Below are 20,339 nucleotides of genomic sequence, written 5' to 3'. Positions count from 1 at the left end.
AAAAAAGCCGCAGGATAAGAATCCTGCAGCTTTTGTTTTTATACGATTTTCGGTGTAACAGGCAAGATCTTTTTGACTTCGGCCAGGACCCGTTCACTTTCTCCGCCCGCATAAATGGATATGGTTCCGCTGTCCTGATTAGAACGGATAAGGCGGCCGATTCCCTGCCTGACTCTCAAGAGCATGTACGGCAGATCAACTTCCTCAAACGGATCTTTTTTCGCTCCGTTCCGCTTTGCGGTGAACACGGGGTCATGAGGCGGATACGGCAACGCCCAAATGGTCACATTCCGGAGCGAGTCACCGGGAATGTCAAGACCTTCCCATAAGTGGACGGAACAAAGCACGGATTCTTCATCCCGCTGGAACTTTTCGACCAGACTGCTGATCTCTTCGTCACCTTCGTAGTATATCGGATACGGCAGCTCCCACGCGGCAGCCTGTTCTTTAAATTCCTTCATGTCTTCAAAGGAAGGGAAAAGAACGAGGGTGCGTCCTTCATTCTCCTTAATGGTTTCAATCGTTTCGGCTGTTTTCTGCTCAGACGTCATGTCACCGTGAAGCGCAACAGACATTTGCTCCTCGTAATCGTACGGAGATTCAACGGTGAACGATAAAGGATCACGGATTCCGAGGCTGTCAGCGATATAATCAAATGAACCGCCCTCAGAAAGAGTGGCCGATGAGAAGATATAAGGAATCTTTTTAGAAAAGACCTTTTCTCCCAGCACTTCGGCTACAGTTCTCGGCATAACGACAAACGTTGAGTCTGTATCCCGCGTTTCAAGCCAGCTGATGGCATCCTTCTGATACAGCGACAGCGAATATGCCATTTGTTCGACGTATTCTTCTACAACTGACAGCTCGTACTTATCGATCGTATACATTTCCGATTCAAATACGAGCGCCTCGCCGATTTTATCAAGCAGACGGCACAGTTCGTCAGCCGCACGCTTAACACGCTGGTCGTTTTGGATGTCCAATCGGTGAGAGCCGGCGATTTCCTTCGATTCCTCTGACAGCACATAGAAAAACTCATCGTTTGCGGCAAGGGCATCTTCAATCAGTTCGGCGAATTCCTCTCTGATGTCATTTTGAAGCAGACGCTCTAAAAACAGCTCAAGCGTCGACTGCTTCACGCGATAGGTTAACGCTTTTTGCGCGGCGAATTCCAGCAGATGTCCTTCATCAAACACGACGGCGCTGTGATCCGGCAAAAGCGGCAGCTGTCCTTCCCTTTTGCGTGATTCTTCCGTCCATACATGCTCCATGTAGAAATCATGGGAGCAAACAATCAGATCCGTTGATTTTCTGTAATGATCTCTTGAAAGTGTTAAACCGCATCTATGTCTCATATCACAAGTTAAACAATCTTGGAAGGAATCATAGCTGACGCCTGCCCACTCTTCATTCGTCAAATCAGCGTACTGTTTGCGGTCGCCGTACGGATAAAAGCGCTGCATCGCTTGTGATTCGTGTACGAATGAAGGCAGCGACTCATAAAGATCCAGCCACTTTTCATCATCAGAACGCTGCATTGTTTTCTCAAGCTTTTTCAGACACAGATACTGCTCATGGGATTTGGACAGCCGTGTATCAATCTGCAGATCCAAATGTTCTGTCAGCTTGGAAATGTCGCCTTCTTTTTTAACAAGCTGTTCAATTAACGTTTCATCGGCGCATGCGATAATGGCCGGTTTACCCGTATATCTGGCATAGCTGATGGCAAACAGCAGATACACCAGCGTTTTCCCCGTACCGACTCCTGCCTCAGCGAACATGACCTTTTTCTCTTTAAATGCCCGTTCAAGCTGAAACGCCATAAATACCTGCTCATCCCGAAGGTCAAAGCCTTTCTCGGGAAGGATATCGTAAAACACGTCACCAATCCAATTGTTCAATTCTTCGTAAAAATTCTTTTCTTTTGTTAAAGCAAAAGGCAAACGTGATGTTGTCACCCAACTCCAACCCCTAACTATTCGGCATTCAGACCATCTATAATATCATTTAACCCTTTTCAATACAACAAAAAAACTTGGCCTCGCCAAGTTTTTGTCATGATCATTTCCGGTTAATGATATGTGTACATAGGAACGGATGGTCTGTTGAATGTGTATGTTTTACCGCATTTTCAAGTTCTTCCTGTGCGTGTGTCACAGCGGAAGGACCGAACTCCGCTCCAGCTTCCTCCAGCCGGAAAGCAGTTGCGTCTAACGCCTTTTGTATTTTACTGAAGTGCTCGCTGTTCAGCATAAAATAAGATCACCTCTCAAATAGAAATAATCATCATTCTATGCCGATGCTTCACTTTCTATACATGCCATTCTGAATGATCCGCACCTGACCTGCACAAACTACAACAGATATTCGATCGAATATCCATCTTGACAAATTTATTCTACCCGGGAGTGATGGTTACATGAGTTATAAAGATCGATTAGATCAGCATTCTGAATTGTTTCATCACAATTGGACGCGGCCGAAACGCTCTAAATCACAAGTGAACGGCCACACCGAAATGTCCCAGACCAACATTATTTTACGGAGCAACGCAAAAGCGCACCGCTGGTAATGGCAGAATAAAACGTAAAGATGCCGGAGAAGACGCTGTTTCAGGCGTCTTCTCTTTGTTGCGGCTTTTTCCGCTGCGGCCGCACTTTAGCCCAGTACTGATAATAATCCGTTTTGATAAAACCGTTAAAGAGCTTCCGTTTTTTGGTTGCTTTTCTCCCGTAGGCCTCTTCAAATTGTTCATTTGACGTTAACATGTAGACAGACCATGTATCAAGAAATTCAAATGCCCGGCCCATTTCTTTATACATCTGCTCGACTTCTCTTTTTTCGCCGAGACGTTCGCCGTACGGAGGGTTTCCGACGATTACGCCGAATTCGAGTTTTGTCGTAAAATCCTGCACCCGCATTTGCTTGCATTCGATCAGGTCACCAAGTCCCGCTTCTTCTGCGTTTTCTTTGGCGATGTTTACCATCCGGTGATCCACATCACTGGCAAAAATCTGCAGCGGCTGATCATAGTTCGCCTTTTCTTCCACTTCAAGACGCGCCTTGTCCCACAGTTCTTTTCCGATCCATTCCCAGTCTTCTGAAACAAAATCACGGTTAAAACCGGGAGCAATGTTTTGTCCGATTAAAGCGGCTTCAATGGCGATCGTGCCGGAACCGCAGAACGGATCGACGAACGGACGGTCAGGCGTCCAGTTGGTTAACTGAATTAACGCGGCAGCGAGCGTCTCTTTAATCGGAGCTCCTCCCTGATCAACCCTGTATCCCCGTTTGTGAAGGCCTGTTCCTGATGAATCCAGTGTAAGTACGGCTTTATCTTTTAAAAGGGAAATCTCCACCTTATACTCGGGTCCCGTTTCTTCAATCCATTCATTTTGTTTTCCTGATTGCAGTTTCAGCTTTTCCGCTATCGCCTTTTTGACGATCCGCTGGCAGTCAGGCACACTGGCAAGCACTGATTTCACGGATTTTCCGATAACGGGGAACTTTGCGTTTTCCGGAATGTACGCGCGCCAGTCAATCGCTTTTGTTTTTTCAAACAGCTCATCAAACGTTTTCGCCTGAAACTCGGCGACCTGTACTTTGATGCGGTCAGCCGTCCGCAGCCATAAGTTAGCGCGGCAGATCGCAAGCGCATCTCCTTCAAAAATGACTTTTCCGTTGTCTACTTTGCATTCATAACCTAAATCACGCACTTCTTTGGCGATGATCGCTTCAATTCCCATCGGCGCCGTCGCTATTAGTGTGTACTTCTTCATCGTATCACCCTGTCTCTTTTAAGCTTTCGTTTCATTCAAGATAAAAGCTCCCCTTTTAAGGAGAGCTCTAATTTGTCATATCAATAATGTTTAACGTTCTGTAAGCCATGTTTTGTTCCGTCGTACTGCAATCGGCTCATCACCTCGTACTCAGGCGGCAATCATCTATCTACAGAAAGTATTCTGTCCTTCTATCTGTTCAGTTCCTTCAAGAAGGTTCCCCTACCAAAATTTGGGTTTCTCACTCGAGGGGTTTACCGCGTTCCACTCTCACCATTTCTGATGAGACTTCGTCACTGTGGCACTTTCAAGGATACTCAGCCATATCCGGAGACGTAGGCTTTTTTCCTGCCGTCAGCCTATCAAGGCTGCCCTAGCTTATTTCTTCGCTAGGCACGAACACTACGGGCATCTCAGCACCGTGCGAGCATGGACTTTCCTCTACAGATTCAAAGATCTGCAGCGATTACCCGAACGTTAAGAACACTTGTTCATTATAAAGCAACTTGTCTCATTTGACAAGTGCATCTGCCTTATTCGTCATAAAGTTTGCTGCCGAATACATGTTTCTCAAGGTTGGACAGCCTTTTCAGAATGTCAAAGTTGGTCGTATTGGACTGCACCGGCTGTTTTTTACTTGCTTCTTCAAGCTGTTTTTTCAGCTGCAGATTTTCCTGCTGCAGTTCTTCAATTTCTTGATGAAAGGTTTCATAATCCTTAATAATCATATCTAAAAATTTGTCAACGTCTTCTTGTCTGTAACCTCTAACGCCTGTTTTAAATTCTTTTTCCAAAATGTCTTTCGCAGAAAGCTTTACTTTATCAGCAAGCATCTTTTTCACCTCATATCGTGAATCATCATGTTATATTTTATTCAGAAACACGTCCCGTTGTCAAATATTCTCTGACGTGTTATGTAAAGAAATCTTCTTCTTCAACGGCGGCACGGAGATCATCCATCGTAATCGAATAAATCGGATATCCGTCTGTTTCACGGCGTTTTTCTGCCTGCTGCAGCATATATTTCGGCGATCCTTCCATTTCAGGATCATATAAAAGCAAAAGCGCATCTGACTTTTCAATAAAGAACGCGTTTTTCTGCCGGAATTGAAGCGGACTTTCGTACGGCCGATGCGTCAGGCTCTCCTCATAATCTGCCTGAGCAAGCACCGCTTCATACATTTCTTTATTCGGCTCCTTCCACTTTTCCTCCTGGCCGTAGAAAGGCGTGATAACGGCAACCTTTAATTCCGGATACTCTTCTCTGAGATCGTACGCCGTTTCTGCCGCCCAAAGCTCAGTCCCCAGCTGTCCTGATATGAGAATCCATTCCAAGCCTTCGTCAAGGAAGCTTCTGAGTCTGGTTTCTATCGCCTTTTTTATATAAACAAGCGCCCGGTCATCCTGTTTAAAAATCCCGAGTTCAAACGGCTTGTATCCTGTTACGGCTAATACTTTCAATTGATCACCTGCTTAAAAAATGGGGCTCCCCATCGGGCCCCATTTTGATTTGCTGATATCCTAACCGATCTTGCTTAAGCGTTCAATACTAATGATCGCAGCAAGGGCTTCCGCACTGAAAATGCTGGTGAGTTGTCGGGTCAACATTTGAAAAAGTGTGCGGATAGTAATGAACGTGCTCAAAGTTGTGGTGATTTACGTTAGTTGTATGTTGCGGATGAATATGCGGCACAACCGTGTTAGAAAAGCAATGGTGTTCACAGCAATGAGTCGGATGGACAATCGGCGGCATCACGTTTGGTCTGCAACAATGATGATGAAACATGCTAAATCCCCTCTCCATTAACTTTTATTACACTGTTAGGTTATGAAGAAAAGAGGGTACATGTTCTAATTCAATCACCCAATTTAAAAGTGCGTCAGCAAGCTGTCTTTAAAATTCGAAAACACAAACGCAATCAAAAAAACCACGACAAAGAACAAGTAAAAAACACCTTTATACATACCAACTCTCCCCTATAAATAACTAACGCTATTTTACAAGATGCGGCACCATTCTACAACAAAATCGATGCGGATTCAGAAAAAAATATTTTTGGCGAAACAGCTCGGCTTTTGCGCTTTCCCGGGCAATATTTCAAGAGGAATATTTCCTCTTGAGCCGGGCAATTCTCACATGGAGCTTCTCGGCTTCTTTTTCCGATATTTCCTCGTCTTCTGCCGCCTGCTGCGCGGCCTGCAGAGCTTTTTTGTAATCTTTTGCGTGATGCTCAAAATAGATCGCCAGCTCTACCGCTGATTGGTGTCTGCATATGTGAAGATCAGAGCCCGTCAGTTTCTCCCAAAGGGGCACGGCGTCTTGCCTGCGGTTTTGTTTTTTATAAAGCATTGCTAAGTCAAAAAGGGCCCGATCTGAATCTTCAAAGGCTTTGCCTTGCAGCGCTTCCAGCTGTGAAACAGCCCGATCGGTTTCTTTATGAGCGATAAACCATTTCGCCATGGCGTATGCTTCCTGACGTTCTGACGTCTGATCAGAAGATGCAAAAATCTTTTTTGACATATGGATGTAAAGAGCGATGAGGGAAAGCACATCTTGTTCATTATGCGAGAGCACTCCCTTTAAAAGAGCCGGGTCCTCCGCCTTTAAAAATTGAAAATACAGCATCGGCGCCAAATAACCAGGTGTGTCTTCGTCCCTTTTAAAAGCAAGCTCTTCATTTTCAACCGCCGAAAGCGATACACGCTCTAATTTATGTTTCCAAAGCCGTCTCGCTCCGTGCAGAAGATCAAAGTGTCCGAAGTCAGGAAGTTTCGGAAGCCTGTCCCGCAGCAATGTATGCCTAGTTTTTACCTGAGGCCAGTCAAAGGCTTTTCCGTTATACGTAACAAGAGACGTAATGTCAACCTCACTTAAAAAGCTTTTGTAAAGAGCCGTCTCGTTTCCCGGTTTAGGAAGCAGATGCTGTTTAACCGCGACACGGTCTTCATACACTCTTGCATGACCGAGCAAAAAGATCATATTGCCGGCCCCGCCGCCGAGGCCGGTCGTTTCAGTATCAAAGAAGAACAGCTGGCTTTTTTCGTATCCTTCTGCTGATAAAGTATGTGTCAAACCGCCTTTATTCCATAATGCCATGACGTCATCAAGTTCACTGAAGCTGTACCGTCCGTGACGGTGCGAAAGCGGATAGACGGTTTCGCGGATAAGACAGAATTCATCCTCAAAAAAGAAAGGCTTCACTCCGAATGCCTCCCATTCTTCTCTAAATGGGACTTGAATATCCGGGACCGAAAGTTGTGAAGCTGCCGGCTTTTTTTCAGCTTCCGGCACATTCAGGTGGTTTTTCATCCGCTTTAATTTATTTTTCAAGGACATCTTTCGTCCCCCTTTTCTTTTACACGTAATTCAAGAGCCGGAGTATCGCTTTCTTTGCATCTATTCCTTCTATTTCGGAGCCGATGCAGGAAGGACATCCGTCTTGACATGGACATTGTCTGATCAGGCGCTCAGCCCCTTCATTGATTTCATCAAATCGCTTATATACTTCATCAGCAAGTCCGATTCCGCCCGGATAATGATCATACAGAAAGATTGTCGGAAGTCCGGTATGTGCGGCTTTGATTTGCGGCACGACATGCACGTCATTTCGGTCGCACATGACGTATACAGGCACGATATGCTGCAGGACGTGGGCAATGCCTAAAAGCAGCTGTTCAAGCGTTTTTTCGCCGATCTCCGAATCCGTCTCTTTCAATTCAAGCCAGGCAGCACTGGTATGCAGTTCTTCTTCTGGAAGATGAATCGGCCCTGATCCTATATTTTCAAATGTCGTCATTTTAATTTTTTTAAATATTGTCGGAAGTGCGTTCACGGTTACATCGCCGAAATGTAAGGCCGTTTTCTTTCTGCTGTCCGTTCTGTCAATGTCCAGCACTTTCAGCTGCACCGCTAAATTGGCATCTGTATAATATTCGACATCGACCTTTCGTACGTACGCTTTTTTATGGTCCCAATCAAGCTTTTCAACCTGGTACTGCACCCCTTCATGAAGATAAATCGCTTCATCATGAAGAAGCGTCATCGCGCTGAAACGGTCCATTTCTCCGATGATTTTTACATCAGCCGTCTCTGACCGGTCAACGATGACCACGTTTTCCTGTGACGCCGAACGGAGACTGATGTTGGAGGCGGGAAAAGATTCGCTCGCCCAGTGATAGCGTTCGCGGTTTTCGTGAAGCACCCCTTCTTCTTCTAAATACTCGAGAATGTCTCTTGCATCATTTTCTCCGAATGTTTCATCGGCTCTGAAAGGCAGCTCATACGCAGCGCATTTCAGGTGATCGACCAATATAATGAGATTATCAGGATTAATCCTTGCAGATTCAGGCGAGCGTTTAAAGAAATAATCAGGATGGCGCACAATATATTGGTCAATCGGATCAGAGTTCGCCACCATCACGATAAGCGCCTCTCCCTGCCGCCGTCCGGCCCGGCCCGCCTGCTGCCATGCGCTCGCGACACTGCCCGGGTACCCCGTCATCACGCAGACCTGAAGCTGGCCGATATCAACGCCAAGCTCCAGCGCGTTTGTGCTGACAACCCCGAGAATGCTGCCGTCTCTTAACCCCCGCTCTATATCTCTTCTTTCTTTCGGAAGATATCCGCCGCGATAACCTCTGACAGACTTCGCGCCGATTTCCTTTTTTACGATCTCCTGAATGTGGCTTAAAATAATTTCAACCCGCACACGGCTTCTTGCAAAAACAATCGTCTGGATCTTATTTTTCAAAAAAGTTTTGGCAAGTTCGTTCACTTCCACGGTGGCGCTTTTTCGAATATGCAACGGTTTATTTATAATCGAAGGGTTGTAAAAAGCAAAATGCTTTCTTCCGGCCGGGGCGCCGTTGTCGTCAATCAGGCGCACTGATTTTCCCGTCAGCTGCTCCGCCAATTCCATCGGATTGGCGATTGTGGCGGATGTGCAGATAAATGACGGCTTGCTTCCGTAAAAAGCGCAGATTCTCATTAAACGGCGGATGACGTTCGCCACATGGCTGCCGAATACGCCGCGATACGTATGTAATTCATCAATGACGATATATTTCAGGTTTTCAAACAGACTCACCCATTTTGTATGGTGGGGAAGAATGGCTGAATGAAGCATATCGGGATTTGTGATCACAATATGCCCGGCTTTTCTGACTTTCTGCCTGATGGCCGGAGACGTATCTCCGTCATAGGTGAAGCTTTTAATGTCCATGCCCGTCTCGTCTATGATTTCGTTCAGCTCGCTTTTTTGATCCTGTGCGAGCGCCTTTGTCGGAAATAAATAAAGCGCGCGGCTTGAGGCATCTTCCGCGATAGACTGAAGAACCGGAAGATTATAGCACAGTGTTTTTCCGGAGGCCGTCGGTGTGACAGCCACAATGCTTTCTCCGTTTTGAACCGTCTGAAAAGCGGAGTATTGATGTGTAAAGAGCCGCTCGATCCCCCTCTTTTCGAGAGCCGCCCGAATGTTCGGATCTACTTGCTCCGGCATCGGCATGGTTTTCGCCTCCCGCGGTTCCTCTTCATGCCAATGCACAATATTTTCATGATTTTTTAATTCCTGTATCAGTTCGCTCAGTGATTTTTTCTTCATCGTTCACACCTCTTTATGAGGTACAGTTTACCGAATATTTGTTTGCCTGGCTAGATGAAAATCCTGCACAAGAAAAAAAGCAGGGAATCAGCCCCTGCCTACTTCATTTTTATCGTAAAAAGCTCTGTTTGTCCTTTTTTCGCTTCATTTGCGCCTGCAAATTGCAAAGGTTCTGCGGCATCGCCATTCATAATCACCATAGGGATGACGGTGCTGCTTGCTTTTTCTTTTATTAAATCCAGCCGGCACGTTAAAAGCAGATCGCCTGTTTTCACTTTGTCGCCTTCTTTTACATGCGCTTCAAAGCCTTCACCGTTCATATTGACGGTATCCAAGCCGACATGTATCAAAAGTTCCGCTCCGGAAAGGGTGCGGATGCCGACAGCATGTTTTGTATGGAACAGCTGAATCACTTCTCCCTCAACCGGTGAAACAATGTCTCCGTTTGCAGGCTCGACGGCGATCCCATCCCCCATCATTTTTTGTGAAAATACAGGATCCGGCACTGAAGCCAAATCCATCACCGCTCCGTCAGCCGGAGAAAAAATCACTTCTTCGGCCGGCTTTTTCCGGCTGTCTCCCAATCCAAATAATTTTTTCAGCAATGTGTTGTGCTCCCCTTCCTAAATGTGAATCCGTTACCAGTTTATTCTCCACTATTTAACCATACTTTCTTTTTTCCTTCAATTCTTAACCATACGGCATAACATCGCATAGTCTGTTTGTAAAAAGGCGGTGGTCATATGGATCAATCACAAAACGATAAACTTGATCCGCAAAGAAATGAGGACATCATCAGCCATGCGATGGACCAATTTTTTCACTCAGGTCCCTTCGCAGAATTGATGCAGGGTTTTCAGCACCTTGTCAATTCGGCTTTTACTGAAGCGCAAGTGACGATTGACGTCAGAGAAGAGCCGACGGGCCTCGCGGTTGATATCGGCGTTCCCGAGACGTTCCGTGACGGGGATATGCTGGTGGAAACGAAAGGGTGCTACCTTCACGTTACAATCCGCTACGATCATAAACAGGCTCATTCATCCCACGTGTCTTCAAGCATGACAAGAACCGTTGTCCTCCCGTATAAGGTGAGTGAAGAAGATATGGAAACATCCTGGAATGAACAGACGCTTACCCTCTTTTTCCCTAAAAAATAAGCATGAATGATGGATATCATTCATGCTTTTTATTTGAAGATACTGGTGAAGCCTTTCACCAGCGATCCGACCTGATTTACGGCGCTTACCATCTGCCCCGTTGTATCCATCATTTTATTAAAGTCAAACTGTCCGTTCGTTTTTTTAAACTGGGAGAGTATGCCTGAGAATTGGGAAGACTGCTGCTGATTCGGTCTGGGAACGGGGTAAGGATTCACAAACCCCGGCTGCCCCCCGGGCATGGCTGCCTGAGGAGGAGGGGGAGCAAACGGCTGCTGCATATGACCGTATTCCTGATTCGGATAAAATTGCTGCGGGTACTGCCCTTGCTGATGATATGGCGGCTGCTGCAATGGCTGTATCTGCTGCGGATACGGTTGCTGTAATGGCTGTATCTGCTGCGGACTCGGCTGCTGCAGCGGCTGTATCTGCTGCGGGTAGAAATATCCCGCCGGCTGCTGGTACATATTTTGATAGGGCTGCGCTCTCCATTGCATATGACATTCCCCCTTGTCTCTCACTAAGTTTCTGCTATATATGTATGAATTCCGCCTTGGTTATGTGCTTTCGGAGATTCTGATCTTTGTCAAATGCTGTCGAAAGTCTTAATTTTTTAAAAACAGAAAAAAGTCGAATCGTTATGTTACCATAATCTCAACATACATGAGAGGGGATGCACCATTATGAACGTATCATACTTAAGAAAGCGTTTTGCTGAAGTGAAAAAATATGAAACAGATTGTGCAGATAAACTGATGGACTTTGCAAAATTCCTCTATATTCAAGGCCATCTCACCGCAACCGAATTTCGAAACAGTATGAAGGTTCTCGAAGCAAGTGGAGCAGAAAACCCGGCGTATGAATAACATACCCGACCCCTTTATATAAAAGAAGGCAGCCGTTTTCAGCTGCCTTCTTTTTCAATTTCATCCCTTAATATACGAAGCGTATATAAAACAGATTCAGTTAAATCCCTGTATCTTTTTTTATGAATATGATGAACATATGATTGGAGCATCAGCTCTCCGAAATTTTCTGTAACGGCCTGAATTTGTGCGTGATGAACGTATTTCGGACGGTTTTCCTGAATAAACGCAAGCGCTGCTTTAGTCCAAAGCGCGCAAAGCCGGTCTCTTTTTTCAACATCGGGTTTAATAATCTCAAAAAAATCATATGAACGGCCTGACTCTTTTCCATCCTGATATCTTTTTTCAGCTTCCAGAACCGCCTCTATCATTTGTTCTGTCAGCTCCAATAACGACTGTGTCTGCAAACGGACTCACCTCAGTACATATGGTACCAAAGTTTTTGCATAAAATCAGCTGATCCGGCATGCTCTCGGCAAATCCTTTTTACGCCGGTCAGCCAAAAACAGGTCATCAATACAAACATGAAGCTCCCGCGCCTCTTCCTCAAGGCGGGAAAGTTTCTCCTGTCTGATTTCTTCAGCTTCCGCCTGACAGGATCTGACTGCTTGGGTAAGCGTTTTTTCAGCAGCAGAAATCCGGATTTCAATATCAGAAAGCAGACGGAGAATATCAGCCTTGCTCGTGTAAACAGACATTCATGTTCCTCCCTTTTATCACTTGCGTCTCTTTAGAATATAATTCTCGTTTTCATACCGCTCTCCTCTGCACATGACAAAACTAGAAGCAGTTCGGCAAACAAACAGAGATTATCCTAAAAGGCGTGCCTTTCGACAAAAAAGTGCCGCAAACTTTGTATGAACCGGCACGTTAATGCAAACGATACAGTTGAGGAGGTGCCGTATGAAAACGAGACCGAAAAATGCAGGTAAACAGCAAAAAACCGAAGCAAAAACGACTGATACGCTTGATAAAAAATTAGGCGGCCCAAACCGCCCTTCCACGTAACACATCAGCAGCCCGAAACCCCAGCGAACGGTTTCGGGCTTTTTCATTTCTTCAGCCACTCTTTAACCGCGAAGAGCGCATGGAGCTCCCGTCTTTTTTGGAAGTACCAGTCCGTCAGTTCAAGCTGTTTCGGCATTTTCTCCTGTAAGAAAGCCCCTTTTCTTAACCTTTTTTGAAACCAATCCGCCCTTTCGCCGTCTAATGGGTGGGCAACAATGGGATAGGTTGTCCTCAGCATCGGTGATGTTCTTTTTTTGATGCCGATCATTTTCTCCATATCAAAGCGCGAACCGGTATGAGGAACGGTATCAAGAAAACGGTAAAAAGAAGCGTGCAGATCAGGACTGAACAGAAGGCGGGCCAGCTGTTTTCCGAGCGTAATTCTTTCTTCGGTTTTCGAAAACCGTTTGACGGAAATTCCGTATAAATGTCCGTCAAATGAAGGGAATATCACCGTATTAAAGTGAAACCAATCACTTAAATAAAAAGGAATCGTGCCAAAAACATTCTTTTTAAACGAAGGATTTTGTATAATAGGTGCTTGGATAGTGTTTTGTTCATTTATAATAAGAGCATACATGAGCCGTTCCGTATCTCCGTCACGCCAAAAGCGAAACCATTCTTCCTGCATAAAAGCCGAGACGCGGAAATGAGGAAGATGACGGAAAAGAGGTTCGCCGATTTGTTTTGACCACTGGTAGACCAGAAGCTGAGGATAGGCATCAGAAAAAATCAGCCAATTCGCCCTTTCATACGAAAGGAAAAACCAGTTTTTCTGACTGCTGTCAAGGCCCTCCTGATAAAGGACGCCTCTTAAATCAGTCATCGACCAGCCCGCATTGCGGGACACAAAGGATGCCAAAAGCGGCCACTTGATCTCAGGATGGCGGTCATAATATGCTTTATAGGCATTCGTCCGGGAAATATTATCGGCATTTTTTATTTTTGTCTCTTTTTCGATCAGGCGAAGAATGGCGGTTACGGTCTGTCGTTTATGCACGTTCATTCACTTCCGTCACTATTAGTTTGATAAGGAGGATGGAAAAAGTGATTCGGTACCCGAATGGAAAAACTTTTCAGCCGAACAAAACGGTTTCATCCCAAAACAGCCAGAAACGGACCCATTCATACAGTAATCGCGGCATGACCCTCGAAGACGACCTGAATGAAACGAATAAGTATTATCTGGCTAACCAAATTGCTGTCATTCACAAAAAGCCGACACCCGTCCAGATTGTAAACGTCCACTATCCGAAAAGAAGCGCCGCAGTCATTAAGGAAGCTTATTTTAAACAGTCTTCAACAACTGACTACAACGGCATTTATAAAGGACGCTACATTGATTTTGAGGCAAAAGAAACAAAAAACAAAACGGCATTTCCCCTGCAGAATTTTCATGATCATCAGATTGAGCATATGAAGCAGGTGGTCAGGCAAGACGGCATTTGTTTTGTTATTATATCCGCTTTCGGAAAGGTTTATTTCCTCGAAGCCGACAAGCTGTTTGTCTTTTGGGACAGAAAGGAGAAGAACGGCAGAAAATCGATTCGCAAAGACGAATTAGAAGATGCTTCCTTTCCGATTTCCCTTGGATACTCACCGAGAATTGATTATATTAGTATTATTGAACAGCTTTATTTTTCGCAGGAACAGTAGACTGAGCGAAAGGTTGATAAACGAAAGGTTGAGATGTTATGTCAGATCAATTTATGAGCCGTGAAGAACGCCGTAAGGCAAGGCAGACGAAAAGCACTAAGCCCTCTTCACCGAAAAAAGGCAAGAAACAGCGTAAAGGCGGTTTATTCAAAAAGATTGTGCTGTCCTTGGTTATTCTGTTTGTCCTTGGCATAGTCGGCGGAGCGGCGGCATTTGCCGTTTTGGTTTCCGGCGCGCCCTCTTTAGACGAAGCCAAGCTGAAAACGCCTTACTCTTCAACGATTTACGATAAAAACGGCAAAGAAATCGCGGAAGTGGGCGGTGAAAAACGAACCTACGTCCCGATTAAGGATATACCCGATGTTGTGAAAGAAGCATTTATCGCAACTGAAGACGCCCGTTTTTATAAGCACCACGGTATAGACCCGATCCGGATCGGAGGCGCCTTGGTCGCAAACTTTACGGATGGATTCGGTTCAGAGGGAGGAAGCACAATCACCCAGCAGGTTGTGAAAAACTCGCTTTTGACCCATCAGAAAACGATTAAACGGAAAGCACAGGAAGTGTGGCTTTCACTGCAGCTGGAGCGCCATTATTCTAAAGATGAAATCTTAGAAATGTATTTAAACAGAATTTATTTCTCACCGCGTGCCTATGGCGTCGGTAAAGCGGCTGAAGAATTCTTCGGCGTAAAAGACTTGAGCAAGCTTACGGTTGAACAGGCGGCAACGCTTGCCGGAATGCCGCAAAGCCCGACCGGATATAACCCGGTTAAAAATCCGAAGGCTTCCGAAAAGCGCCGAAACATTGTTCTCAGCTTAATGGAAAAACAAGGATTCATTTCAAATTCTGAATACCAAAAAGCAAAGAAAGTGTCCATGAAAGATGAAGGCGTCGTCAGCCAAAAGGAATACGATAAAAAGGACACAAATAAATACAGCGCTTTTGTCGAAGAAGTTATGAAAGAAATTGAGACAAAAGAAAAGAAAGACGTCGATATTTCAACTGACGGACTGAAAATTTATACGACTCTTGATACGAAAGCACAAGATTATCTTGATCAATTGATGAACGGCGACACAGCCGGATTTACCGAAGGCATGCAGGGCGGCGTCACGCTCCTTGATACGACAAACGGAGAAATCCGCGCCATCGGAGCAGGCAGGAACAGAACTGCCGGGGGATTCAATTATGCAACACAAGGTAAAACCCAGCCCGGTTCAACGATAAAACCGATCCTTGATTACGGCCCGGTTATTGAAAATAAAAAATGGTCGACGTATGAGCAGATTGACGACTCGGCTTATACGTACTCTGACGGCACTCCGATTCACGACTATGACAATAAATACAGAAATATGATATCAATGCGAGAGGCCCTCTCAGACTCGCGTAATATTCCGGCTCTGAAAGCATATCAAGCAGCCGGTAAAGATAATGCCGTCGACTTTGCAAATGACTTAGGACTAGGATTAAACAAAGAGAGTGTAACCGAATCTTATTCGATCGGAGGATTTGGTGAGGATAACCGCGGTGTATCTACTATGACAATGGCGGGCGCCTACAGCGCTTTCGGAAATAACGGAACGTACAATGAACCGCACGCGGTCACATCGATTGAATTTAATGACGGCACTAAGCTTGATTTAACACCGAAACCGAAAAGTGCTATGAGCGATTACACGGCATTCATGATTACCGATATGCTCAAAACAGTCGTGCAGTCAGGAACAGGCAGACTGGCTCAAGTACCGAACGTGGAAGTCGCCGGTAAAACGGGTACGACAAACTTTACTAAAGAGGATATTCAAAAATATAATATCGCACAAGGCGGAGTTCCAGACTCATGGTTTGTCGGATACACCCCTCAATATACAGCAGCGGTTTGGACCGGAGTTGAGTCTGGCAACAAAGCAGGTAAGAAATCACTGTCTTCTGCTGACCAGCAAGTCGCAAAACGGATTTTCCAAAAGCTGATCTCATACGTTGATGACGGTAAAGGAAGCTTCAAGCAGCCTGACAGCGTCGTCAAAGAAACGGTTGAGAAAGGCTCGAATCCTGCCGCTTTAGCCGGACCGAATACACCGGATGATAAAAAAGTGACGGAGTACTTCGTGAAAGGAACGCAGCCAACTGCCGTTTCTAAAACGTACACGAAAGAAAAAGCCGATAAACCGACAGGATTGCAAGTGAAATACGACAAAGATAAAAAATCATTAACCTTAAGCTGGAATTATGACGGTGATGCAACATTCAATGTCAAACAATCCGTTGACGGCGGAAGCTACAGTGACATTCAAAACAGTTCGGCAAAAGAAGCCGTCGTCTCAGATGTCACGCCAGGCTCCACATACAGCTTCCAGGTGACAGCGGAAAACGATGACGGAAAAAGCGATACGGCATCAGCATCTTTCAAAGTCCCGAAAGATGAAGAAGACGATGCAGATAAAGATAAAGCGACTGACGATGAACAGAAGTCTGATGAAGATAAAGATAAAGACAAGACGCAAACCGATGATTCAAACACAGATGACAATCAGACAGATACGTCTGACGGATCGGATCAAACACCCACTGATGACTCAGATAAAAATCAGGATCAATCCGATAAGGATCAAACGGATGACAACAATCAGAATCAGCCCGGTAACGGGACGGATAACAACGGACAGCAAGATAACGGCTCTGATAATGATTCCGATTCCGGTTCAGACGGCACAAATAAACCTGACAGCGGTCAAACGGACAAAAACCAAGACTCATCTTCAAATATCAACGGGCAGTCCAATTCGTCAACCATCCAGTCAAATTCCGCTCATTAGCGGACGAAATCCTTCACCTCAAACAGGTGAAGGATTTTTTTCATACAAAAAAACCTCCTTATGAGAAAAGGAGGTTTTTAACATTTGTTCATGGCTTCATATTTATGATATTGTTTCTTCATCTCCGTCATCAATTCATCCAGCTGAATAAACGAGTGAAATTGAGTCGGTTTCGTTAAAATAAACGCCATTCGCTCCGCCCAATTGATCGGTTCGGCGGGAAAATGTTTTGTTTCAAGCACAGTCCAGTCGAGTGATGTAACCCGCTCCCCTGCCGTCCAGTGAAAAGCGGCAATCAGACAGGCAATTCCCTTCAGCATGTCATTTTGATCACATCTCGATTTTCTTGTTTGAAAAACGGGAAGCAGCGTTTCTTTCGTTTCGTTCCAAATCTGAAACAGAAACGGGACATATTCGCCCCTTTCCCTCCATGGCTGCACTGTTGGCTGACCGCTGAAATCCATATACAGCGGATGGCGGCGCAGCGCCGTTTTGATCTCGAGGCTTTCCAAGTCCGTAAGGCTTCGCAGGTATGTTTCATAGCCTGCCAGAATGTCAATCGCCGTCACCGTTTCACCAGCCCTTTTTTGTCACGCTTCTGCCCTTCTCTGCAAAGCGGAAGCAAAGGACATTCCGCACAGCGGGGAGATTGCGCTTTACAATGATACCTGCCGAAAAATATTAATCTGTGATGCGTAACAGACCAATCCTCTTTCGGCACTTTTTTCATTAATGTTTTCTCTACTTCCAAAACAGAGTCCTTCCAGCGGCAGATACCGAGCCGTTTAGAGACCCGCTCCACATGAGTGTCTACTGCAATCGCAGGTACGCCGAAAGCAACAGACACGACCACATTTGCCGTTTTCCGTCCGACACCCGGCAGATTCACAAGCTCATCCCGGTCTTTCGGCACTTCTCCTCCGTACTCTTCGATGATCATTTTGCTCAGCTTTTGAATATTTTTGGCTTTATTACGGTACAGGCCGATTGATTTAATATCCTGCTGGAGTTCTTCCAGCGATACGGCAAGATAATCTTCGGGCCGTTTATATTTTTGAAATAGCGTTTTTGTCACTCTGTTGACGAGAGCATCCGTACATTGCGCGGATAATGCGACTGCCACAACCAATTCGAAAGGATTTGAATGGACAAGTTCACATTCTGCGTGCGGAAACATATCGCCGATTTTTTCAAGACAATATTCAATCTGCTTTAAATTTAACACGTTTCTCCCCTTCTCATGTTATTGTTCCAGCCAATTGTAAAAAGGCACCTGCCTCGTATACTCTTTTTGCGGATCATTTTGTTTCGTTTGAACACGCCGGAATTTTTGGCTGTGCGCCTTCGCCTGCTCAACCGTTTTGAAGCCGTTCTTTTTCCATTCAAATAAAATCCGGTCAATATAGCGAAAACTGAGTTTCCCCGATAAAACGGCTTCTTTTAAGGCGTGTTTAATCAGAATCGCATCATGCTGATCCTGATCCTGCCATATGGCCAGCGTCTCGCATTCAAGCGGCGACAGCGGTCTTCCGAACTCTTCTTCAAAGATGGTATACAGGCTTTTTTGTTCTCTTTCTGACGTTCTTTCCTGCGTTTCGTTTTGTGAATGCTGCATGTAATCATACAGCTTCGCCCATAACGGCTGCAGAGAATATTTTTCAAACTTTATGCCGTTATGGTCTTCACATTCTTCAATAAACAGAAAACCTTTTTGAATAAACATTCTCAGGCAGCTTGTACATTCTTCAGCAGAGATGGACATGCCTGATTGAAGTTCAAACGGCGTCGGAAAATAAGAGCCTTTTTCCAAATGCATTTTAATCTTCAAAAGCAGGATCAATTCGGTTTCATTCAGCCCAAGCTGCCGGTAATGTGTCAGCAGCAGGTTGGGAATGCTTGAAATGCCGAGTTCCTGCATATCTATAAATTGCTGTTTTTTCATCCTTACACCTCTTACTGTAAAAGGTTATCTCCGGGAGCTTTCCCCTTTACTTAGAAAAAGTCTCCCTTGCAGGAGACTTCGTTTTTCATAACTATTACGGATACAGACGGTTCAGAAGTCTCGGGAACGGAATCGTTTCACGCACGTGAGGCGCTCCGCTGATCCAAGCCACTGTCCGCTCAAGTCCAAGGCCGAAGCCGGAGTGCGGAACAGAACCGTATTGTCTGAGTTCAGCATACCATTTGTAAGCATCTGAATCCAGACCGTGTTCTTTTAATCTTTCTTCCAATAAATCCATATCATGAACGCGTTCTGAACCGCCGATGATTTCCCCGTAGCCTTCCGGAGCGATTAAGTCGGCACATAACACGACATCGTCACGATCTTTGGCAGGCTGCATATAAAATGGTTTTAATGACGTCGGGTAATGAGTGATAAACACCGGTTTGTCATAGCTTTCTGCGATCGCTGTTTCATGCGGCGCACCGAAGTCATCTCCCCACTCAATATCGTCAAAGCCTTTTTCTTTCAGGAATTCGATCGCTTTATCGTACGTAATGCGCGGGAATGGCGCTTTGATTTGTTCAAGCTTCGATGTGTCTCTTCCTAATGTGTTCAGCTCGATCTTACAATGTTCCAGCACGCTTTGTACGATGTACGCAACATAATTCTCCTGAACTTCAAGGTTTTCTTCAAATTCAACAAATGCCATTTCAGGCTCAATCATCCAGAATTCGATGAGATGGCGTTTCGTTTTCGATTTTTCCGCTCTGAACGTCGGTCCGAAAGAGAATACTTTTCCGAGCGCCATTGCAGCTGCTTCCATATACAGCTGGCCGCTTTGAGACAAGAAGGCGTCTTCATCAAAATATTTCGTCGCGAACAGCTCAGTCGTGCCTTCCGGAGCGCTTCCCGTCAAAATCGGCGGATCAACTTTCACGAAGCCTTCTTTGTTGAAAAATTCATAAGTCGCACGGATGATTTCGTTGCGGATTTTCATAATTGCGTGCTGGCGTTTCGAACGGAGCCATAAATGTCTGTGATCCATTAAGAATTCCGTACCGTGCTCTTTAGGCGTAATCGGATAATCAGTCGCTTCGTGAATGACTTCAATGGATGTAACAGCAAGCTCATAGCCAAGCGGTGAACGCTCGTCCTCTTTCACAATTCCTTTTACATAAAGTGACGTTTCCTGCGTCACTGATTTCGCGATTTGGAAGATGTCTTCTTCTACTTCAGCTTTGACGACAACTCCCTGAATGAAGCCGGTACCGTCTCTCAGCTGTAAAAATGCGATTTTACCGCTTGAGCGTTTATTAGCGACCCAAGCTCCAATCGTTACTTCCTCGCCTGTGTGTTTATACACTTGGTTGATTGTTGTTTTCAAACTCTTTCCCTCCAGAACAAGAAAGACATTCAGGAATCTGCCTGAATCTCTTTTTTCATCACTTTATTATACCCGTTCTACTCTAACGGGGTCAATGCAAGTGAAAAGCGGCTTTAAAA

23 protein-coding genes, 1 other RNA gene and 1 pseudogene are annotated in these 20,339 nt (G+C 45.3%); 6 read left to right on the top strand and 19 right to left on the bottom strand.

Going from position 1 to position 20,339, the window contains the following annotated elements:
* Nucleotides 1–38 precede the first annotated feature (38 nt).
* Together ACNFN4_RS04605 and ACNFN4_RS04600 are read right to left on the bottom strand one after the other, a co-directional pair.
* Nucleotides 39–1,958, bottom strand: coding sequence for an ATP-dependent DNA helicase (locus ACNFN4_RS04605; protein WP_014721409.1), 1,920 nt, complete (start codon nucleotides 1,956–1,958; stop codon nucleotides 39–41).
* A 103-nt stretch (nucleotides 1,959–2,061) separates the two neighbouring features.
* Nucleotides 2,062–2,253, bottom strand: a complete 192-nt coding sequence (locus ACNFN4_RS04600; protein WP_014418226.1) for a hypothetical protein — start codon at nucleotides 2,251–2,253, stop codon at nucleotides 2,062–2,064.
* A gap of 166 nt (nucleotides 2,254–2,419) precedes the next feature.
* Here ACNFN4_RS04600 and ACNFN4_RS04595 point away from each other — a divergent pair, with 166 nt between their 5' ends.
* Nucleotides 2,420–2,572, top strand: a complete 153-nt coding sequence (locus ACNFN4_RS04595) for a YpzG family protein (protein WP_003153548.1) — start codon at nucleotides 2,420–2,422, stop codon at nucleotides 2,570–2,572.
* A gap of 40 nt (nucleotides 2,573–2,612) precedes the next feature.
* Here ACNFN4_RS04595 and ACNFN4_RS04590 read toward each other — a convergent pair whose 3' ends face one another.
* The 9 genes and pseudogenes from ACNFN4_RS04590 to ACNFN4_RS04550 form a co-directional block, all read right to left on the bottom strand.
* A complete protein-coding gene (locus tag ACNFN4_RS04590; RefSeq protein WP_448200018.1) occupies nucleotides 2,613–3,779 on the bottom strand; it encodes a THUMP domain-containing class I SAM-dependent RNA methyltransferase in 1,167 nt (388 codons plus the stop codon).
* Nucleotides 3,780–3,875: 96 nt separating this feature from the next.
* Nucleotides 3,876–4,257: RNase P RNA component class B (rnpB, locus tag ACNFN4_RS04585), an RNA gene on the bottom strand.
* A 55-nt stretch (nucleotides 4,258–4,312) separates the two neighbouring features.
* Complete coding sequence (gpsB, locus tag ACNFN4_RS04580) at nucleotides 4,313–4,612, bottom strand: cell division regulator GpsB (protein WP_003153541.1); 300 nt, start codon at nucleotides 4,610–4,612, stop codon at nucleotides 4,313–4,315.
* 79 nt (nucleotides 4,613–4,691) lie between these two features.
* Nucleotides 4,692–5,240 carry a DUF1273 domain-containing protein gene (locus tag ACNFN4_RS04575; RefSeq protein WP_014418228.1) on the bottom strand — a complete coding sequence of 183 codons (549 nt, stop codon included), beginning with the start codon at nucleotides 5,238–5,240 and terminating at the stop codon, nucleotides 4,692–4,694.
* An 88-nt stretch (nucleotides 5,241–5,328) separates the two neighbouring features.
* On the bottom strand, nucleotides 5,329–5,565 hold the full coding sequence (gene cotD, locus ACNFN4_RS04570) for a spore coat protein CotD (protein ID WP_003153539.1): 237 nt from the start codon (nucleotides 5,563–5,565) through the stop codon (nucleotides 5,329–5,331).
* 83 nt (nucleotides 5,566–5,648) lie between these two features.
* A pseudogene (locus ACNFN4_RS04565) lies at nucleotides 5,649–5,756 on the bottom strand (hypothetical protein); the annotation flags it as partial.
* Nucleotides 5,757–5,877: 121 nt separating this feature from the next.
* On the bottom strand, nucleotides 5,878–7,116 hold the full coding sequence (locus ACNFN4_RS04560) for a ribonuclease H-like domain-containing protein (protein WP_014418229.1): 1,239 nt from the start codon (nucleotides 7,114–7,116) through the stop codon (nucleotides 5,878–5,880).
* A 19-nt stretch (nucleotides 7,117–7,135) separates the two neighbouring features.
* A complete protein-coding gene (locus ACNFN4_RS04555) occupies nucleotides 7,136–9,382 on the bottom strand; it encodes a DEAD/DEAH box helicase (protein ID WP_448200017.1) in 2,247 nt (748 codons plus the stop codon).
* Between the two features lie 98 nt (nucleotides 9,383–9,480).
* A complete protein-coding gene (locus ACNFN4_RS04550; RefSeq protein ID WP_012117833.1) occupies nucleotides 9,481–9,987 on the bottom strand; it encodes a PTS sugar transporter subunit IIA in 507 nt (168 codons plus the stop codon).
* A gap of 138 nt (nucleotides 9,988–10,125) precedes the next feature.
* Here ACNFN4_RS04550 and ACNFN4_RS04545 point away from each other — a divergent pair, with 138 nt between their 5' ends.
* Entirely contained in the window at nucleotides 10,126–10,539 is a 414-nt protein-coding gene (locus tag ACNFN4_RS04545) for an Hsp20/alpha crystallin family protein (protein WP_007612169.1), read from the top strand.
* Nucleotides 10,540–10,568: 29 nt separating this feature from the next.
* Here the strand turns inward: ACNFN4_RS04545 and ACNFN4_RS04540 are convergent, their stop codons facing one another.
* Nucleotides 10,569–11,036: a YppG family protein gene (locus tag ACNFN4_RS04540; protein WP_061862316.1), complete on the bottom strand. Its 468-nt coding sequence runs from the start codon at nucleotides 11,034–11,036 to the stop codon at nucleotides 10,569–10,571.
* A 186-nt stretch (nucleotides 11,037–11,222) separates the two neighbouring features.
* On the opposite strand from ACNFN4_RS04540, the gene ACNFN4_RS04535 reads away from it, so the two are divergent.
* On the top strand, nucleotides 11,223–11,405 hold the full coding sequence (locus tag ACNFN4_RS04535; RefSeq protein WP_003153532.1) for a YppF family protein: 183 nt from the start codon (nucleotides 11,223–11,225) through the stop codon (nucleotides 11,403–11,405).
* A gap of 38 nt (nucleotides 11,406–11,443) precedes the next feature.
* On the opposite strand, the gene ACNFN4_RS04530 is transcribed toward ACNFN4_RS04535, so the two are convergent.
* Entirely contained in the window at nucleotides 11,444–11,812 is a 369-nt protein-coding gene (locus tag ACNFN4_RS04530; protein WP_014418232.1) for a YppE family protein, read from the bottom strand.
* Between the two features lie 45 nt (nucleotides 11,813–11,857).
* Complete coding sequence (locus tag ACNFN4_RS04525) at nucleotides 11,858–12,103, bottom strand: DUF5446 family protein (RefSeq protein ID WP_014418233.1); 246 nt, start codon at nucleotides 12,101–12,103, stop codon at nucleotides 11,858–11,860.
* Nucleotides 12,104–12,308: 205 nt separating this feature from the next.
* Here ACNFN4_RS04525 and sspM point away from each other — a divergent pair, with 205 nt between their 5' ends.
* Nucleotides 12,309–12,413, top strand: a complete 105-nt coding sequence (sspM, locus tag ACNFN4_RS04520; protein WP_003153525.1) for an acid-soluble spore protein SspM — start codon at nucleotides 12,309–12,311, stop codon at nucleotides 12,411–12,413.
* Between the two features lie 43 nt (nucleotides 12,414–12,456).
* Here the strand turns inward: sspM and ACNFN4_RS04515 are convergent, their stop codons facing one another.
* Complete coding sequence (locus ACNFN4_RS04515) at nucleotides 12,457–13,419, bottom strand: DUF2515 domain-containing protein (protein ID WP_014418234.1); 963 nt, start codon at nucleotides 13,417–13,419, stop codon at nucleotides 12,457–12,459.
* A gap of 41 nt (nucleotides 13,420–13,460) precedes the next feature.
* Here ACNFN4_RS04515 and recU point away from each other — a divergent pair, with 41 nt between their 5' ends.
* Together recU and ACNFN4_RS04505 are read left to right on the top strand one after the other, a co-directional pair.
* A complete protein-coding gene (gene recU, locus ACNFN4_RS04510) occupies nucleotides 13,461–14,069 on the top strand; it encodes a Holliday junction resolvase RecU (protein WP_014418235.1) in 609 nt (202 codons plus the stop codon).
* Nucleotides 14,070–14,107: 38 nt separating this feature from the next.
* Entirely contained in the window at nucleotides 14,108–16,891 is a 2,784-nt protein-coding gene (locus tag ACNFN4_RS04505; RefSeq protein WP_029973655.1) for a PBP1A family penicillin-binding protein, read from the top strand.
* Nucleotides 16,892–16,968: 77 nt separating this feature from the next.
* Here the strand turns inward: ACNFN4_RS04505 and ACNFN4_RS04500 are convergent, their stop codons facing one another.
* From ACNFN4_RS04500 to asnS, 4 genes are all read right to left on the bottom strand, one after another.
* A complete protein-coding gene (locus ACNFN4_RS04500; protein WP_012117839.1) occupies nucleotides 16,969–17,460 on the bottom strand; it encodes a YpoC family protein in 492 nt (163 codons plus the stop codon).
* Nucleotides 17,457–18,116: an endonuclease III gene (gene nth / locus ACNFN4_RS04495; RefSeq protein WP_007612187.1), complete on the bottom strand. Its 660-nt coding sequence runs from the start codon at nucleotides 18,114–18,116 to the stop codon at nucleotides 17,457–17,459. The genes ACNFN4_RS04500 and nth overlap by 4 nt, the downstream gene beginning before the upstream one ends.
* An 18-nt stretch (nucleotides 18,117–18,134) precedes the next feature.
* On the bottom strand, nucleotides 18,135–18,833 hold the full coding sequence (dnaD, locus tag ACNFN4_RS04490) for a DNA replication protein DnaD (protein ID WP_003153516.1): 699 nt from the start codon (nucleotides 18,831–18,833) through the stop codon (nucleotides 18,135–18,137).
* 94 nt (nucleotides 18,834–18,927) lie between these two features.
* On the bottom strand, nucleotides 18,928–20,220 hold the full coding sequence (asnS, locus tag ACNFN4_RS04485) for an asparagine--tRNA ligase (RefSeq protein ID WP_003153515.1): 1,293 nt from the start codon (nucleotides 20,218–20,220) through the stop codon (nucleotides 18,928–18,930).
* Between the last annotated feature and the right edge of the window lie 119 nt (nucleotides 20,221–20,339).

Source organism: Bacillus sp. N1(2025) (assembly GCF_053470005.1).
The sequence above is the reverse complement of the archived record's forward strand: the minus strand, read 5'-3'. Positions and strand labels throughout refer to the sequence as shown.

Excerpts from the sequence above, each read along its gene's own strand:
- ACNFN4_RS04600 (WP_014418226.1), bottom strand. The coding sequence starts at position 2,253 with ATGCTGAACAGCGAGCACTTCAGTAAAATACAAAAGGCGTTAGACGCA.
- ACNFN4_RS04595 (WP_003153548.1), top strand. The coding sequence starts at position 2,420 with ATGAGTTATAAAGATCGATTAGATCAGCATTCTGAATTGTTTCATCAC.
- ACNFN4_RS04590 (WP_448200018.1), bottom strand. The coding sequence starts at position 3,779 with ATGAAGAAGTACACACTAATAGCGACGGCGCCGATGGGAATTGAAGCG.
- gpsB (WP_003153541.1), bottom strand. The coding sequence starts at position 4,612 with ATGCTTGCTGATAAAGTAAAGCTTTCTGCGAAAGACATTTTGGAAAAA.
- cotD (WP_003153539.1), bottom strand. The coding sequence starts at position 5,565 with ATGTTTCATCATCATTGTTGCAGACCAAACGTGATGCCGCCGATTGTC.
- ACNFN4_RS04560 (WP_014418229.1), bottom strand. The coding sequence starts at position 7,116 with ATGTCCTTGAAAAATAAATTAAAGCGGATGAAAAACCACCTGAATGTG.
- ACNFN4_RS04555 (WP_448200017.1), bottom strand. The coding sequence starts at position 9,382 with ATGAAGAAAAAATCACTGAGCGAACTGATACAGGAATTAAAAAATCAT.
- ACNFN4_RS04545 (WP_007612169.1), top strand. The coding sequence starts at position 10,126 with ATGGATCAATCACAAAACGATAAACTTGATCCGCAAAGAAATGAGGAC.
- ACNFN4_RS04540 (WP_061862316.1), bottom strand. The coding sequence starts at position 11,036 with ATGCAATGGAGAGCGCAGCCCTATCAAAATATGTACCAGCAGCCGGCG.
- ACNFN4_RS04535 (WP_003153532.1), top strand. The coding sequence starts at position 11,223 with ATGAACGTATCATACTTAAGAAAGCGTTTTGCTGAAGTGAAAAAATAT.
- ACNFN4_RS04525 (WP_014418233.1), bottom strand. The coding sequence starts at position 12,103 with ATGTCTGTTTACACGAGCAAGGCTGATATTCTCCGTCTGCTTTCTGAT.
- sspM (WP_003153525.1), top strand. The coding sequence starts at position 12,309 with ATGAAAACGAGACCGAAAAATGCAGGTAAACAGCAAAAAACCGAAGCA.
- ACNFN4_RS04515 (WP_014418234.1), bottom strand. The coding sequence starts at position 13,419 with ATGAACGTGCATAAACGACAGACCGTAACCGCCATTCTTCGCCTGATC.
- ACNFN4_RS04505 (WP_029973655.1), top strand. The coding sequence starts at position 14,108 with ATGTCAGATCAATTTATGAGCCGTGAAGAACGCCGTAAGGCAAGGCAG.
- dnaD (WP_003153516.1), bottom strand. The coding sequence starts at position 18,833 with ATGAAAAAACAGCAATTTATAGATATGCAGGAACTCGGCATTTCAAGC.